The 15,666-nt window shown below is 41.5% G+C and carries 13 protein-coding genes, 1 pseudogene and 1 CRISPR repeat array (1 of these 15 cut by a window edge); of the genes and pseudogenes, 4 read left to right on the top strand and 10 right to left on the bottom strand.

The window, feature by feature from the left end; translation table 11 throughout:
* Window positions 1–184 precede the first annotated feature (184 nt).
* Complete coding sequence (locus V7K69_RS15480; protein WP_335035799.1) at window positions 185–418, top strand: DUF3134 domain-containing protein; 234 nt, start codon at window positions 185–187, stop codon at window positions 416–418.
* A gap of 105 nt (window positions 419–523) precedes the next feature.
* Here V7K69_RS15480 and mltA read toward each other — a convergent pair whose 3' ends face one another.
* Both mltA and V7K69_RS15470 read right to left on the bottom strand, forming a co-directional pair.
* Window positions 524–1,795 (bottom strand): murein transglycosylase A, encoded by a 1,272-nt coding sequence (gene mltA, locus V7K69_RS15475; protein WP_335035797.1) that lies wholly within the window; start codon window positions 1,793–1,795, stop codon window positions 524–526.
* Window positions 1,796–1,881: 86 nt separating this feature from the next.
* The gene (locus V7K69_RS15470) at window positions 1,882–3,228 is read right to left on the bottom strand and encodes a proton extrusion protein PcxA (protein ID WP_442936146.1); all 1,347 of its coding nucleotides are present in this window, start codon (window positions 3,226–3,228) and stop codon (window positions 1,882–1,884) included.
* Between the two features lie 87 nt (window positions 3,229–3,315).
* Between V7K69_RS15470 and V7K69_RS15465 the strand changes: the two genes are divergently transcribed.
* The gene (locus V7K69_RS15465; protein ID WP_335035793.1) at window positions 3,316–5,493 is read left to right on the top strand and encodes a recombinase family protein; all 2,178 of its coding nucleotides are present in this window, start codon (window positions 3,316–3,318) and stop codon (window positions 5,491–5,493) included.
* 116 nt (window positions 5,494–5,609) lie between these two features.
* Here V7K69_RS15465 and V7K69_RS15460 read toward each other — a convergent pair.
* Window positions 5,610–6,044 (bottom strand): annotated as a pseudogene (locus tag V7K69_RS15460) (YidH family protein); the annotation flags it as partial.
* Window positions 6,045–6,213: 169 nt separating this feature from the next.
* Here V7K69_RS15460 and msrA point away from each other — a divergent pair.
* The gene (gene msrA, locus V7K69_RS15455) at window positions 6,214–6,882 is read left to right on the top strand and encodes a peptide-methionine (S)-S-oxide reductase MsrA (RefSeq protein WP_335035791.1); all 669 of its coding nucleotides are present in this window, start codon (window positions 6,214–6,216) and stop codon (window positions 6,880–6,882) included.
* A gap of 196 nt (window positions 6,883–7,078) precedes the next feature.
* Here the strand turns inward: msrA and V7K69_RS15450 are convergent, their stop codons facing one another.
* From V7K69_RS15450 to V7K69_RS15420, 7 genes are all read right to left on the bottom strand, one after another.
* A complete protein-coding gene (locus V7K69_RS15450; RefSeq protein ID WP_335035789.1) occupies window positions 7,079–8,578 on the bottom strand; it encodes an Ig-like domain-containing protein in 1,500 nt (499 codons plus the stop codon).
* Window positions 8,579–8,623: 45 nt separating this feature from the next.
* A complete protein-coding gene (locus tag V7K69_RS15445) occupies window positions 8,624–9,397 on the bottom strand; it encodes a TIGR03943 family putative permease subunit (protein WP_335035787.1) in 774 nt (257 codons plus the stop codon).
* Between the two features lie 53 nt (window positions 9,398–9,450).
* Window positions 9,451–10,506, bottom strand: coding sequence for a permease (locus V7K69_RS15440; protein ID WP_335035785.1), 1,056 nt, complete (start codon window positions 10,504–10,506; stop codon window positions 9,451–9,453).
* Window positions 10,507–11,119: 613 nt separating this feature from the next.
* Window positions 11,120–11,335: a DUF2281 domain-containing protein gene (locus V7K69_RS15435; protein WP_335035783.1), complete on the bottom strand. Its 216-nt coding sequence runs from the start codon at window positions 11,333–11,335 to the stop codon at window positions 11,120–11,122.
* A 46-nt stretch (window positions 11,336–11,381) separates the two neighbouring features.
* Window positions 11,382–12,389, bottom strand: coding sequence for a WD40 repeat domain-containing protein (locus V7K69_RS15430; protein ID WP_335036098.1), 1,008 nt, complete (start codon window positions 12,387–12,389; stop codon window positions 11,382–11,384).
* Window positions 12,390–12,693: 304 nt separating this feature from the next.
* Complete coding sequence (locus V7K69_RS15425) at window positions 12,694–12,987, bottom strand: hypothetical protein (RefSeq protein ID WP_185587157.1); 294 nt, start codon at window positions 12,985–12,987, stop codon at window positions 12,694–12,696.
* 326 nt (window positions 12,988–13,313) lie between these two features.
* On the bottom strand, window positions 13,314–13,484 hold the full coding sequence (locus V7K69_RS15420) for a chlorophyll a/b-binding protein (RefSeq protein ID WP_012410338.1): 171 nt from the start codon (window positions 13,482–13,484) through the stop codon (window positions 13,314–13,316).
* Between the two features lie 417 nt (window positions 13,485–13,901).
* Between V7K69_RS15420 and ald the strand changes: the two genes are divergently transcribed.
* Window positions 13,902–14,993 (top strand): alanine dehydrogenase, encoded by a 1,092-nt coding sequence (ald, locus tag V7K69_RS15415; RefSeq protein ID WP_335035778.1) that lies wholly within the window; start codon window positions 13,902–13,904, stop codon window positions 14,991–14,993.
* Window positions 14,994–15,269: 276 nt separating this feature from the next.
* A CRISPR array of direct repeats spans window positions 15,270–15,666; the repeat unit is 37 nt; unit sequence ATTGCAATTCATCAAAATCCCTATTAGGGATTGAAAC (it continues 1,602 nt past the right edge of the window).

Genomic DNA, 15,666 nt, shown 5'->3' with positions numbered 1-15,666 from the left:
TTTATGATTAAGGCTGACGCAAAGACATTTTAATGGTAAGTAAGTAGACGGACAAGAGAATAAAAAACTCAATAGTTCATATTTTATTTGTTCATAAAGTCTTGCATAACGAGCCTTTTAACCTCAAACTGTACAATTTTTTTGTTTTTGTACAGCGATCCATAATTCAAAGTGAGTCTTTTTTATGCCTATCAGTCCTTTGCGTGAAGAACCTCGTAACCAACGAGCGCCTGTAATTCGTACAAGTAATGAATTTATTCTTTTGGAATGGCTAAAGTCAACTGGTCGTCTAATTGAGCGTGAACATCAAGAATCTGAGTATCTAACTGAAGTAGAAGAAATTTCCGAAATGATCGACCTTGATGATATCCCTTATGATCATGACGATGATGATGCTGATATGGATATAGAAGCGTAATTCGTAATTCGTAATTACTCCAAGTGTTTCATTAATGCCGAAAGGCTAAGAATCCCGGCTTTTTTTAGAGAAGTCGGGATTCTTAGTATTAAAATGCAAGTGAGTTTAATTTTTAGACTTGAGTAGTAGATAAAATAATTGTCCATTGCTAACTGTGACACCAGCGCGATCGCCTGCTAATTTACCGGTACCTAAAAAATAATCTACCCTACCTGCACCTTTAATTGCGCCGCCAGTATCTTGGTCAAGAACATAGCGGCTAACAATACGCTCCTCCAGTTTTCCGGTAGGATTAGCGAAAGGAATAGAAGCGCGAATCAACGCTAAAGCACCAGGAGGCATGAGAGATTTATCTGTAGCGATGGAACGTTCTGCTGTTAGGGGTACGTTGATCGAACCTTGAGCTGGTTCACCGTGATTTTCTTGAAAAAAAACAAAACTGCGATCGCGCGGAATATAAATATTTAATTCTTGGGGATGCTTTTGAAAATAGTCGAGAATAATTGGCATAGTCATCCCTTGGAGCGGTAATTTGCCATCATTCGCTAATTCTCGCCCAATGCTTTTGTAGTTATAAGCGTTATTCCCAGCATAGCCGATCGCTGTCTGAGTTCCATCGGCAAGCTTAAGTCGCGCCGAACCTTGAATTTGAGCTAGATATGGTTCGAGGCGATCGCGAAACCAAAACAACTCTAATCCTCGTAATTTCCCTTTTGCACCTTGTAAACCATCTGCTCCTTCTAAATCTTCTCGTGTCGGATGAGGTTTAGGCCAGGAGTTTAAATCAGGAGGTAATCGATAAACAGGATAGCGATATTCTGGTGTGGGGACGCGACTGGCTGCGTAAATCGGTTCATAATAGGCGGTGAATAAAACAGAACCTTGGTTATCTTTACCGACTGACTGGTAAAGAACAAATTCTCGTTCGATGGCTTGATGTAATTCTGTTGCAGAATTGGTTGTCAAAACGAGTTCGCGGAATCTTTTCAAGCTTTTGAAGACGCGATCGCGTGTAATCCCAGTTACCTGATAGTTTTGATAAGCAGTCGCAGCATTAGCCGTTTGCAGGTATTGGAGACTCCGAGCGATCGCACTCAATAGCGCCTTTTTGTCTGGTATTTCTCCATAGAGAAGTTCATCCAAGCAAGATGTATCACCTTGACAACAAGTAACTGGTAATCTCTCAATTAATGGTGCTTTTTGGTTTTCAGCAGTCGAGGAAACTGGTATATCCCACTTTTTCAACCGACATTCTGGCAGACTGAGTTCTTGATGCGCCAAAGATTGCATCCGCACTAGAAAAATCGACAAAACCACAGGTAAGCCAATAGCGATAAATTTGCTAAACTTTCCTAACTCAGCAAGTCTCTTTTTCATCCAAATTCAAAATTTTTGAGATTATTCCATTTCGCTCAAATTCAAAAACTAAATAATTTAGTTCCCAATTCCCAATTCCCAATTCCTTATTCATTCATATTACGGTAAGTCGCAACTGCCGAAGGCGATATCCGGTTCAAATATCGGAATATCCAATATTTGAAAATGGTATCTAAAATCACTGGGAATGTAGCAATAAATAGGAAAATAAAATCTCGATTTGCGGGTAATCCCCAATGACGTGATACACCTTCTAAGAGTACTTCCCAGCCATGAGGAGAGTGGAAACCTACAAATATATCAGTAAACAAAATGATGATAAATGCCTTAGCACTATCACTAAGTCCATAAACAATATTATCAAAGAAATCTTTGACTACAGCAATAGAAGACTTGCTAACAAGCAAAAGCCAGATAAAAGCACCAACTGAGAACATATCTGCAAAAACATTTTTGATCGCATTAGAGCTTTCGTGACGAAATTCTTCAGCAAGCTCTACAGCCTTGCTTGTCATTTCAGCTTCCATCTGTTCAGACGAAAGTGGAGGAGCATTTCTAATGAGATTTTCAAACTTGAGTTTTTCTTCAAATCTTTCTAATTCTTCAAGAGCTTCCTCTTCCATTTCTGAGTTAATAAATATCTGCATCTGATCGCTACTTCTAAAATGCTCAACAGATGGCCCAACGACAAAAGCTTTTGCTATCTGATGCGTCAAAAGTGGTACGATAATTAATAGTAAAATAAACCTGATAGATATTATTGTTCTTCTTTGAGTTTGACGAAAATTCTGAATTACTTCTTTTTCAGAATTAGGGTCTAATTCAACTTGCAGACGAGTGATAGTACTTAAAATAGAACGGGGTAGAACGCCTGTTGTATCTACTTTACCCTTAGGTTTTTGTTTTTTCTCCGAGTCTTGAGTTGGTATTTTGGGTGGTAAGGTTGGAGGATTGACGAGCAGCAATTTGTCGTCAGATATGGCAGAGTTAATTGGTAGATTTGGAGGTTTGACTGCTAAAGCGTTAGAAGTTATTTGATCGGAACTTGTTATGTATTTGGATATAACTTGATCAATAAAGTTTAGCTTTTCCAAAACCAAAGAAGGACTGGGATGTTCTATACCTGCTTTCTGAGCAGCTTTTTGATTCTCTTCATTTAGAAACCAACGGCTTGCTCTAAACTCTGTCAGCCGCATCTTAGCAATTTTTAAGAGCTTGTTGAGGTCTGACTCAAAATAATCCATCACGCTGTTACTGTACGTGGCTGAGTCAATGTCTATTTTATTACCACTAAAATGCTTATCTTCTATTTCCTTAATCTTTAATGCTGCATCGTAAGCTTCATGTAAAGAACGTTCAGGAGTCTGTAAGTACCATCGATAAGCAGCAAGTAAAAAAGAATAGATTTTTTGGCTAAAAACAGAATTTTTCATTAGAAACAATCATCCAGCATTATTTGGTGATTCTTAACCTTAAGTTAACGCACGAGGTATACTAGCAAATCTACAAGGAGAAAGTTTGTGGTTTCTCATTCGGTTTGGATTGTTGGCACTAGTCGCACTGGTAAGACGGCTCGCTTGGTAGAGCAATTTTGTAGTTGGGTACAACCAGAGAAGCAGGCTACTGAATTATTTTATACTAAGAAACAAGCACATAAAAAAGGCGAACGCATACCCGAATTTTTATATCTTAAACAAACAGAGCCAGGAGTTTTAGTCTTAGCTGCAAATGATGATAATCGCCGAGAGTTGGGAGATATCATTGTTACATCAACATTAGGGAAATATCCGGTGCGTGCCAAGACACCGCTAGGTTTTTTCCAGGATGAAGTTATCTTATTTTGGCCGTTGCTAATTAACTCGTTGAATTTGAAGGCCCAGTTTCCGGTAAGATTGCGACCAGAAACGGAACAAGAGTTAGCAACCAAACTCTGGCGTTCCCAATTAGACGAAGAAATTTTACGAGTTGCGGGAATTAATGAGTCGCGCTTGGTGCGTCGCATTTTAGACTTATTGCAATTAGCTGCTTACAGTGGGGTACATTGCGAAGATATTGCCCAGATTTTGGCAAAGGGTCTGGGGGAAAATACTACAACTTTAGAGCCGGAATTTTTAGCATCTTTGCTCATTGATTGGCGTAACTGGTGTTTAGAGAGGGGGTTACTGACTTATGGCATTATTACCGAACTCTATAGTCAATATTTATTAAGCGATCGCAACTACCAACAGCACCTAACTAAACGCTATCAAGCAGTATTGGCAGATGATGTTGACGATTATCCTAGCGTAGCGCGTCTTTTGTTTGAATTGCTATTAGATCGAGGCGCGATCGGCGCGTTTAGCTACAATCCCGACGGTGCAGTGCGATTGGGATTAGGAGCAGATCCCAAATATCTAGAAGGGTTAGCAAAGCGTTGTCGGGTAGAAATCTTAAGCGAGCCGCCTCCAGAGTCTCTGGGAGAACAAGCTAAACAGATGGTGGAATTAGTCACAGAACCAATGGTGCTGGTTAGTTTACCAGAGATTGTGCATTCTATTCAAACTACCTCCCGCGCTCAACTATTGCGACAAACAGCAGAGGTAATTGCTGATGCGATCCAATCGCAGCAAGTACAAGCAGAAGAAGTAGCGATTATTGCACCAGGTTTAGATGCGATCGCTCGTTATACTCTAGTAGAAATCCTCGTCAAGCAAAACATCCAGGTAGAATCGCTCAATGACCAACGTCCCCTAATTAGTTCACCCGTCATTCGCGCCTTACTCACCATGCTGGCACTAGTTTATCCCGGCTTGGGTCGCCTCGTAGATCGGGATGCCGTCGCAGAAATGCTAGTTGTATTGAGTAGAAAGCAACAAGTACCAGAAAACTCTACAGACGCGATGAATCGCGTCTCTACAAATATTGATCCGGTACGCGCCGGTTTGATTGCAGATTACTGCTTTGTACCTCATCCTGATCGCCCCAACTTACTACCAGTATCAGCCTTCGAGCGCTGGGATAGAATTGGCTATGCGGCTACTACAGCTTATAATGAGATATTGGAGTGGTTAGAACAGCAGCGATCGCAACAAGAACTGCGGTTAATTCCTAGTCCCATTTCCCTATTAGACAGAGCAATTCAGCGTTTTTTGTGGAATGGTAGCAATCTCCCCTACGAACAACTAGCAGCACTGCGCGAATTATTAGAAACCGCCCAACATTACTGGGAAATTGACACCAGGTTACGACAAATCGCCCCAGTTGAGACAACGCCTCACACAACTATTATCGAATTTATTCAATTACTGCGACGTGGTACAATCACCGCCAATCCTTACCCTGTGCTACCTATTGGTGGAGCCAGAAAGGCCGTCACCTTAGCAACTATATTTCAATATCGGTCTAGTAGGCGATCGCACCGTTGGCATTTTTGGCTAGATGCTGGTTCACCTCTTTGGGCCAAAGGTGGCGCAGCAACGTTATTTGGTGCGCCGTTTTTTTTGCAAGACAGGTTAGGCGAACCTTGGACAGCAGAAGATGAGAAATTGGCAGAAGAAGAACGACTGCGGAGGATTTTAACAGATTTACTATCTCGCGTATCCGAGAGAGTTTATTTGTGTCACAGCGATTTAGCCGTAAATGGACAAGAGCAACTAGGGCCGTTATTACCCTTAGTCAATGCTTGTGTAACAGTTATTTCTGAGGCTACTGTTAATTGAATGGCTCAAGCTCAGATCCCCGACTTCTTCAAGAAGTCGGGGATCTTGTTGTAATATATCTGTTTGTATTTAGTAGTAATTGTCCCCTTTTTCAGATTGATGTTTGGGGTTGAACTTTGAAAGTTTCGAGACTGTGGTTGAGTCGGAAAAGGAGAGCGAGGAAGGACTTTATCACGCCTTAAGAGCAAAGGAATACTAAGAAGTCCCAAAATAATGACTACTCCAGTCATAATCCAAACGATTAGCCTATTTGGTTTATAATCTGCTCGTTCAATTTGCCAGAAAACTTGGTTGTATCGCCATGCGGCTAATGCAACAACCAAAATTCCAAAAACTACCAAAGCAACACCCAAATTTTCCGAGTTGGATAATGGATTTAGCCTAGTTTCTTGTTGAGTAATAGCAAGATTCAGCTGTTGCAGAAATATACCAAATCGCGCAATAGCAAAACCAAAACCAATCAATGAAATAGAAGTACGTAGCCAAGCTAGAAAAGTACGTTCGTTCGCTTGATGCTCCCTTTGACGATCAATTTTTGGTATTTTGTCCATGAGTACTTCTGACGACTACTTACCCTTGAAAAGTATTCATAATGATGAATAACACGAACTATCGCCACAAGGTCAACACAAGCTGTTCAGGGCTAAGGAAAACCCCAAGCGATCGCAAGAATCTTTACAATAGTAAATAAGGTAAAGATATATATCAGAGTCAAAATCAATGGCACTATTCGGATTTGGCAAAAAGCAAGTTATGCCCACACCAGAAGAAGCTTTGTCAGGAAGGGCGCAGTCTATGTCAGTACCTGCTGCTCATTACGTCAACAATAATCCTTTAAAAGCTCCTTATCCCGATGGATTAGAGAAGGCAATCTTTGGCTTGGGCTGTTTTTGGGGTGCAGAACGCAAATTCTGGCAACTTAAAGGAGTTTATACCACCGCAGTAGGTTACGCTGCTGGATTTACACCCAACCCCACCTACGAAGAGGTATGTAGTGGGCGAACCGGTCACAATGAAGTGGTGCTGGTGGTGTTTGATCCCAAGGTGATTAGTTATGCCGAACTACTCAAAGTCTTTTGGGAAAGCCACAATCCTACCCAAGGAATGCGCCAAGGCAATGATGCTGGCACTCAATACCGTTCGGGAATTTATGTATATTCTGAAAGCCAAAAGCAGCTAGCAGAAGCATCACGGGAAGCTTATCAGCAAGCTCTCAACGATGCAGGCTATGGCAAGATTACTACAGAAATCTTGGATGCACCGGAATTCTATTACGCAGAAGCCTACCATCAGCAATACCTGGCGAAAAATCCTAATGGGTATTGTGGTTTAGGAGGGACAAATGTTTCTTGTCCCGTGGGTGTAGTTGAATCGCAAGTGAGCGGTTAGAAAGAAGCAGAGGGGAAGGTGAAGCTTTCAAGGTTACGGAATTAAAAATCAGCCAGTAGAGAGAGTGATTTGAGACACTTTAAAACAAGTAACTCAGCAAGAGTTCGATTGACCGACTTGCAAGACGAGTGTACTTAAAGGTTCCCCCTTTCTCAAACCCCAACCCTTGAAAGCCCCTACTCCCCCGCCTCTTCGTTCAAGGTAGCCACCGGGGACGAAATCCGGCTAAGGGGAGTTGTTCTGGTCTAATTTCAACAGTCGCAGCATCAGCGATTGGTAGTAGAGGCATTAACCACAGGCTACTGGTAGCAATAACATCTCCATCATCAGTTTTCAAAGTGTTGGTGGGTAATGATGCTGGGGGGTTTGCCTGCGGTACTACTTGGTCAAATAACAAGCCTAAACCATCCGCAGATAAACTCATTTGCACATTTCGTTGAGCGGGAGGCAGTACTAGCAGTGGTTTCTGTTGCCCGGTTTTCAGATCAATTGCCACCACATAAGGTTGTTCTATATATTGTTCCTTGGATACTAGCTGTGTCAGCAAGCAGTAGAGGGTGGGTGAGGCAATATCAAATTGGCAGCTGAGAATTGAGCCTGTAGTTTTTAATAGTTGTTTCTGTACACCTTGGTTTGTCACTAAAAACAAATCTCGCGTGTAATCTGTATTAAACTTTACCATCGCTGCTTGAGAGCCATCTTTAGAGAAAGCCTGTACCAAACCAAACTGCGGCAGAAAATCTAGAGGTTTACTGGCATCACCTTGCAGTGGTAAGATTGCTGCTCCCTGTCCTTGGGCAACTGCTACGGCTTTACTATCTGGGGTGATCATAAAGTCTCCCCCTGGTTGGCTTTTCAGACGTTTAGGAGTGGGTTTTTCTGCTGAACCGTCGCTGGTTGCTGGCATAAACCATAGTCCAAAGTCGCCGGGATTATTTTTGTTTCCGCGCTGGATGACAATAGTTTGCCCATCAGGTGATAAGTCAAATTTCAGGTTTTGATAATCTTTACTATCTAAAACTAGGTCAACTTTGCCTCCTGGTTGTGCTTCTTGTCCAGATTTACTAGAAACGCCTGTAGTGACTGTGTACAGTTGGGCTGAAAGTAAGTCTTCGTTATTGCTGGCGCGAGCCGAAAATATAATTTTCTCTCCATCTGGAAATGACTCGAAGTCCATTGCTATCAAGTCTTTGGGGGTAAGTACCCTTTTTTGCTCTTGGGTTAAGTTGTATAGAACTAATCGCCCCTGTTCTTCTTGATTGGTTCCGATGTAAAGAATGACGCGATCGCGTGTGCGGAAGCTACCTGTAAAAGCCTGGATTAACCGATTTTTGCCCTCTTGCTGTGCAAACTTATCTTTAGCTCCCTGTAACTGCAATTTATAATTCGTGCCATAAGGTGCTGGTGTTAACAGCGTATAAACCATTCGCCGCCCTGCCCAACTGAATTTACCTGCTAGGGGTGGCTCGATTTTCAAGTTATCCTCTACACTTTTTGTTTCCATTGGGCGGCTGAAGGTGAGGGTGAAGGAGTTATCTTCCGCCCCAATCTGTTGATTTTGCCAGGTAAAGTCGCGCACACGAGCAGTTACCACATCACCTTGCAATATGATTAACCCAATCAGCACACTTAGCAGTAGCATCAGTGCGATCGCTATTCGATCGAGTGGTTGGATAAATGCTTTAGATTTTGTCATTTGTCATTTGTCATTGGTCATTTGTCATTAGTTATCAACAAATAATTAATAACTATAAGGATTCTGGGGTTGAGGAATCTTTTTGAGAGAAGTAGCGGCAATGGTCAGTTGGCGTTTACCTGCTAAATTTTCTGTCATCATTTGCCCTTCTACTTCCAACCAAGTGTCAGGGGGATAAAGTTCTTGATTGTTTGGGAGTTTAACGGGTAATCCTATTGGGTAAGCATCTGCTGCACAGCAAGTTAAGACAAATCGAGCTAAGAACAAATATTCTTTTCCTATGTCTGGCGGATGAATAACAAATCCCTGAACTTTGACTTTTTGGCCTGTATATGTATCTGGTTCTGGATAGACATTAACAGTACGTACCCAATCTACAAGCGATCGCTCCTCTGGACGAACAGTAGCTCGAAAGGCTTGGGGTTTGACGCGTGTACTTCCCAATAAATCGGTGGTTACGCCCCTTTGGAGTGCTTTGTCACTAGCAAAAACTTGCGGTGTAATGATAAAACCTAAAATCGCTGTAATCAACAATAAAACACTGCCCCAACCAGGGGGAAATAAACTAATATGCTGGCCATTTGGCGTGACATCACGGCGACGGCGCTGCCAAAGTTCCTGCATCTTGAAGAAACTAATAGCAATCAAGCTGATACCTGTCACAACCACAAACCAAATGTAATTTGGGTGAATTAATAGGTTCAGCTTGTTAGTTAGCCAATATCTCAACATCAAAATTCCCCAAGATGCAATTGCTAGGGCATCCAGCCAAGGAAGTAACAGATTTGGGATTTTAGATTTAGGATTTTTATTAGCCATTAGTTATTGGACATGGAGCATTGGTTATTAGCAAAGAACAAAAGATTAATTCTTTAAAAAACGTGTAAGTTGAGGAAAAGAGTTAACACAAATGTTAATTGTGCTGCTAAAGCAAATAAATAAAAGACAGTTTTGGGCTTAAAAATAGATAACATCAAACCAACGCTTTTGATATCAATCATTGGCCCAAACACTAGAAATGCCAACAAGGAACCGCTACTAAAGGTCGAGGCAAAAGATAGAGCAAAGAAAGAATCGACTGTAGAACAAATTGACACCACTACTGCTAATATCAGCATGACTACAATCGAGCTAATAGGCCCAGCACCCAAACTGAGAATTAATTCACGGGGAGCTAAGACTTGAATCGCTGCTGCGATCGCACTTCCTAAAATCATCACTCCGCCCAATTCCCGGAATTCTTGGACGCTATTATCTACCACTAGGCGCAGTTTATCTCCAAGAGGTTTATTGGTATTAGAAACTGGGGTAGTAGCCTGTACAAAGTTAGCATCTATCCGCAGAGGTACACCTGCTTTTCCCCCTAAAATATAAGTCCCGGATTGCAAGATATTTGGTATCGCTTCTTGCTGTTCTACTTGGTAACGTTTACCACGGCGTTTGGTTTCTGGCTGCGCGGGTGGATTAAACTTCATATAGCGAGCGATCGCAGGTTGAATTATCGGATTTAAGTCCTTTTGAAAACTGAAAACAAAACCAATAATTGTGGCAATTGCTAGAGAAAATACAACTCGTAAGACTACTATTTCTGGCTGATCTCGAAATGCTGTCCAAGTTGACCAAATTACAATTGGGTTAATTGTTGGCGCTGCTAGCAAAAAACCAATTGCGACTGGTGTAGGTACTCCCTGAATCAGGAACCGCCGCGCTACCGGCACATTCCCGCACTCACACACCGGAAATAAAAAGCCGATCAAGCTGCCAACTAAAGCACCCAGCAGAGGATTTTTGGGCATTTTTTCTACTAATTTGCGCTCATCAACAAAAAATAGCAGCAAACTGGAGAATAAAACCCCAATAAGCAAAAAAGGCATCGCCTCGACTAGCAGACTTAGAAATATCGTAAAACCATTGTTCAGTTGATTCATGTGCGTCGCAGTCAAAAGCGGTTTTTAGTTTTAGGGTTCTGCCTAGTCATTCTATCGAAATGGGGATCAAAAGCAGTTCGGGAAAATTAAACATCATTTAAGTAGCAAGTTATCTTACGTTTGAAATAGCGCTTAAACGCTACAAACCTTTGCTTTAGCCAAGATAGTAATTTTTACCTGAGTGCATTTACTGACGATGACCAGTTCTAAGATTGTCTAAGTTCAGAAATTGTTCCGATTATAGAGGGCAAGTAGCTGCATAGGCGATTTGAAGTTACCTATGTTTATACTGACAGTAATTTGCTGGATAAGATATTAGCTCGGCTCTATTTTCATCAAGTATTCACAGTTATTGAACAATCGGCGACACCGAATAGCTCGTCGTAGACATGGCTCTTGGTTGCTACAACGATTGATTTTGCGTAGTTATGACAAAATCTAATCTGAGCTTTGCTTGATTTTTTACTATAAAAACTCTAAAAAAGCAAGACAAAAGTTTAGCAAACACGGTAAATGCTTGCAATACCTTCTTCTCAAAGACAAGGTATTGTGGCGATCGCTCTTTTGTATAAAAGTTACCATTAGGCTAGGAGCCTGGACTACCCCACATTTCTTAATGAGCTTCGGTAATGTCTTGTTCAGTAATATCCATTGCTAAATCAGCACATAACCCTCTTACACTACGTAAGGTACCTTTAGGAATATTTTTTTGATATAAAAATTCTGCAAAATTCAATAACTCTTGCTGCTTATCTATAGGTAGCTGGCGCAATTTCTCCAAGACTGCTTGCTCAATATTCATAAACTTATCACCTTCTCTACAAGTCATTCAGAACCCCGGCTTTTTAAATAAGTCGGGGTTCTAGCATTCGCTGTTAATTACGTTTTTGTGGAGTTCCCCAAATCTTGATTTGTCGATCAAATCCGCCACTGGCGAGGATTTTACCATTGGGACTAAAAGCGATCGCACTTACCCAGTCTGTATGTCCATTCAGTGTATTGATTAACTCACCTGTAGTTAAATTCCACACTTTAATCCCATCTTTGCCGGCACTAGCAAGGGTTTGTCCATCGGGGTTAATGGCGATCGCATTTACCCAGTTATTATGTCCTGTGAGAGTGCGGACTAATTCTCCAGTATTAATATTCCACAGTTTGACTGTGCGATCGCGGCTAGCACTCACTAATGTCTGTCCATCTGGTGTAAAGATGACAGCGCTAACAACATTAGAATGAGCCACAAATTCACTGATTAATTTACCAGTACTCAAGCTCCATACCTTGATTACACCCTTACTATCACCACTAGCTAAGGTTTGTCCATCAGGGCTAATGGCTAGAGTATAAATCAAGTTATCGAAGCGTACTAGAGTCCCTAAAGGGCGCTGCTGTAGTAAATCCCATAGCCGAATCCCATCCAAAGCTCCACTAATCAGAACTTTACTATCAGGAGACACCGCTAAAGATAATACGTTGCTGGTATGTCCCACAAAAGAGCGGCTAAACTTAAAATTTTTCAGACTCCAGAGGTTAATCGTGTTGTCATCACTACAACTAGCAAGGGTTTGCCCATCTGGTGAAATCACTAAAGACTCTATGGCTGATTTGTGTGCTTTATTAATATCCCCTAACTTTTTACCATTTACTGGATTCCACAGGCGAATAATACCCTCATTTTCTGCACCTCCACTCGCAAGAATTCTGCTATCTGGACTGAAAGCGAGAGATTTAACAGTTCCGTTATGTCCTCTGAGTGTGTAAAGTAGTTGGGCATTAGCAAAGCTGTTAGTAGTTGGGGAGTTTGGTGTTACTTCAGAGGCAGCATGAGCTTGATGAATGTAAAACCCTTGCCAGATAGTCACTGGAAGGGCGACGGCTGCCATAAATGACAGGATAATATACGGACGCAGAAAATTATCCCCACCTCTTCCCTCACTACTCACACTTTTTCCTCACTTTTTATATACAAACAAACCACTTAGAATTATGAATTAAGCTAACGCGCCTACATATTGCAATATTTTCCATGTAGACCGTCATTAGTCATTAGTCATTTGTCAAAAGTGTTTACCAAGGACAAAGGACAATTGACAAAGGACAACCTCACCAGTTGATGTGCAATCTTATTTGCGTAACAGCTTATCAACTCATAACGGGCTAAACCTTAGCTATCCACTAACAGCACTCTTAAAGAGATGGTTTTTTCTTAGAAACGCTTAACATTGGTAAAGGCGCACTAGAAGAACGAGAGGGCAAATAATGTTGCACCACAGGTTCCTCTGGTAGAGGACGGCGCTGCTGGAAACGCCACAGCTTAAAGGCTAGCGCTATGCCTGTTGTTCCTAAACCAAAAGCGAACAACGACCAGCTATCATTCAATCCGCCAATCAGGGCATCTATAGCGCCCATTGTCACCAATACACTGATTAGTGGCTCTTTTCGGTAGGTTGACTTCAAAAAACGAGGTAATACAGCATTCATCACAGCTTGGTTGGTTCCAGTTCAGCTTTTGTGTATATTTACCAAGAATACCTCACCCTTAATTTGCCTTTCTCATCGAAGGCAGACACTAATTATGATTTTCTTTAGTTGGGGAGGAAGTATACTCATTAATTGCCTTGCATATACTAGTTGCAAGTCTATGATATTTCTATCACTAATAGGTATTTTGATTCCTCTCTTGCTTACATTCTAGTGCAAAGCATTTCGCTATCAATCGTCAAAGTCAAAACCAACTGGTTGTTCCAGCTGGTTGAAACTCTTTTAACTACTAGCTTAGAACTTGCACCTTGTGCTGGTTGGCGGCACTACTTCAGACCCAGCCATGATAGCACCCCTTGATTGGTGACATATTCAATCACCAGCATCAAAGCGAAGCCAATCATTGCAGCTCGACCATTTAAGCGTTCAGCATATTCGTTAAAGCCAAACTTTGGCTCTTCTAGTTTAGGTGTAATTGTTGGTTGTGTTTGTGTCATTTTTAAGAAACCTTTTTTTCGGCAAACGGGAGTTGATATGAGAATTCACAGGAATTGTCAGGTATAAGCGGTAAAGGTTAAAGGAATTGAATAGTATTTTCCCCTTCAGCTTTACCCTAAACTTGGTAACTTATGAGCTAATTGCACTGCTTAAATGTCAAGATGACTTGATCGATTCAGCAAAAGCTTCCTAGTAGGGAGCTATACAATCGCTCTTTTAATAAATTGTTACTATTCTTTATATATTGTATAAACACTGGGGTAATAGTCAAGGGCTTGAATTTGGGGCTACTCAGATTAAATTAAGAAACTTAGAACACAGATTAACTATCTTTAATACAGCTATCTGTAATAAGTCGGTAGCAAGCTTGAAATTCGCAGGCTAGAGTTAAACAAAAAAATTATCAGAGGCTATATATGGAAATCGGCGTTCCAAAGGAAAATAAGGATCAAGAATTTCGTGTAGGGTTAAGTCCTTCTAGTGTGCGGGTGCTGCGAGAAAATGGTCATAGCATCTTCGTAGAAACACAAGCCGGGAATGGTGCCGGATTTTCCGATGAAGACTACAGAAGTGCTGGAGCCGAGATTGTCCCCACATCAGAAACGGCTTGGAATCGGGAATTGGTTGTGAAAGTCAAAGAGCCGTTGACATCTGAGTATAAATTTTTGCAGAAAGGGCAGATATTATTTACTTATTTACATTTAGCCGCCGATCGCAAATTGACAGAGCATTTAATTGATTGTGGCACAACTGCGATCGCCTACGAAACTGTAGAACAACCTGGTGCTAACAGACTTCCTTTGCTCACCCCCATGAGCGTAATAGCCGGTCGGTTAGCAGTACAATTTGGGGCGAGATTTCTAGAACGTCAGCAAGGCGGTAGAGGATTGCTTTTGGGCGGTGTCCCTGGAGTCAAGGCAGGTAATGTAGTAATTTTAGGTGGCGGTGTTGTCGGCACAGAAGCAGCTAAAATTGCAGTGGGTATGGGTGCGATCGTGCAGATTTTAGATGTGAGTGTTGAACGTCTATCTTACCTAGAAACCTTGTTTGGCTCTAGGGTGGAATTGCTTTACAGCAACTCTGCTCATATTGAAGCTGCCGTTAAAGAAGCCGATTTGCTTATCGGTGCAGTTTTAGTCTTAGGACGTAGGGCACCAACATTAGTATCGCGTGAATTAGTTAAACAAATGCGCCCTGGTTCGGTAATAGTTGATGTAGCCGTTGACCAAGGTGGTTGTATAGAAACTTTACGCGCCACATCTCACACAAATCCGGTATACCTTGAAGAAGGTGTAGTGCATTATGGCGTTCCTAATATGCCAGGAGCAGTACCTTGGACAGCAACTCAGGCACTCAATAATAGTACATTACCTTATATCGTCCAGTTGGCTAATTTGGGAATTATGGCGCTAGAAGTTAACCCAGCTTTAGCTAAGGGTGTGAATGTGCAGAATCATCGCTTAGTCCATCCGGCTGTGCAAGAGGTATTCCCTGATTTGGTAAATTAAGGTGTGCAAGGATTAGGCGATCGGGAATCAGACTAATTTTCTTGCTTTATGCGCGGATGGGTAGGTGTACAAAATGAGAAGGGGCAAAAAATGGCTACTGCTCCATCTATACAATGCTTTCAGGGCACTAGTATTTTTAAACCATCCGCGCACCTTATGGAGACTGGCTTTCAGCGATTTGCATCTTGTGCTATGACTATTTGCTGTGTTATGATTCACACATTCGCGCAACTGCACCTTGAAAACCAAATACAGCAGCGCTTTCAGAAGCCAGCGATTGCAATTCATCAAAATCCCTATTAGGGATTGAAACAAAAAAGAGCTAGTGCCTGAATCTCAATCCTTGGAAATTGCAATTCATCAAAATCCCTATTAGGGATTGAAACTAGCTTTGCCCTCGTCAACAAGCTGCTTGAGTGCATTGCAATTCATCAAAATCCCTATTAGGGATTGAAACTAACTTGTTTATCCCTATTGTTTATAGTCAGTATTGCAATTCATCAAAATCCCTATTAGGGATTGAAACTTAATTTCAAGATTTCGAGAATCATGGAAGATTGAGATTGCAATTCATCAAAATCCCTATTAGGGATTGAAACACGCTATGCAATCTGGTGTAGCCATGAAGATGAACATTGCAATTCATCAAAATCCCTATTAGGGATTGAAACAA

Origin of the sequence: Nostoc sp. (genome assembly GCF_036917775.1) — a bacterium.
GTDB lineage: Bacteria > Cyanobacteriota > Cyanobacteriia > Cyanobacteriales > Nostocaceae > Nostoc.
This window is presented reverse-complemented; position numbering and strand designations above follow the sequence as displayed.

Coding starts and splice junctions, on each gene's coding strand:
- V7K69_RS15480 (WP_335035799.1), top strand. CDS start 185: ATGCCTATCAGTCCTTTGCGTGAAGAACCTCGTAACCAACGAGCGCCT.
- mltA (WP_335035797.1), bottom strand. CDS start 1,795: ATGAAAAAGAGACTTGCTGAGTTAGGAAAGTTTAGCAAATTTATCGCT.
- V7K69_RS15470 (WP_442936146.1), bottom strand. CDS start 3,228: ATGAAAAATTCTGTTTTTAGCCAAAAAATCTATTCTTTTTTACTTGCT.
- msrA (WP_335035791.1), top strand. CDS start 6,214: ATGGCACTATTCGGATTTGGCAAAAAGCAAGTTATGCCCACACCAGAA.
- V7K69_RS15450 (WP_335035789.1), bottom strand. CDS start 8,578: ATGACAAAATCTAAAGCATTTATCCAACCACTCGATCGAATAGCGATC.
- V7K69_RS15445 (WP_335035787.1), bottom strand. CDS start 9,397: ATGGCTAATAAAAATCCTAAATCTAAAATCCCAAATCTGTTACTTCCT.
- V7K69_RS15440 (WP_335035785.1), bottom strand. CDS start 10,506: ATGAATCAACTGAACAATGGTTTTACGATATTTCTAAGTCTGCTAGTC.
- V7K69_RS15435 (WP_335035783.1), bottom strand. CDS start 11,335: ATGACTTGTAGAGAAGGTGATAAGTTTATGAATATTGAGCAAGCAGTC.
- V7K69_RS15430 (WP_335036098.1), bottom strand. CDS start 12,389: ATGGCAGCCGTCGCCCTTCCAGTGACTATCTGGCAAGGGTTTTACATT.
- V7K69_RS15425 (WP_185587157.1), bottom strand. CDS start 12,987: ATGAATGCTGTATTACCTCGTTTTTTGAAGTCAACCTACCGAAAAGAG.
- V7K69_RS15420 (WP_012410338.1), bottom strand. CDS start 13,484: ATGACACAAACACAACCAACAATTACACCTAAACTAGAAGAGCCAAAG.
- ald (WP_335035778.1), top strand. CDS start 13,902: ATGGAAATCGGCGTTCCAAAGGAAAATAAGGATCAAGAATTTCGTGTA.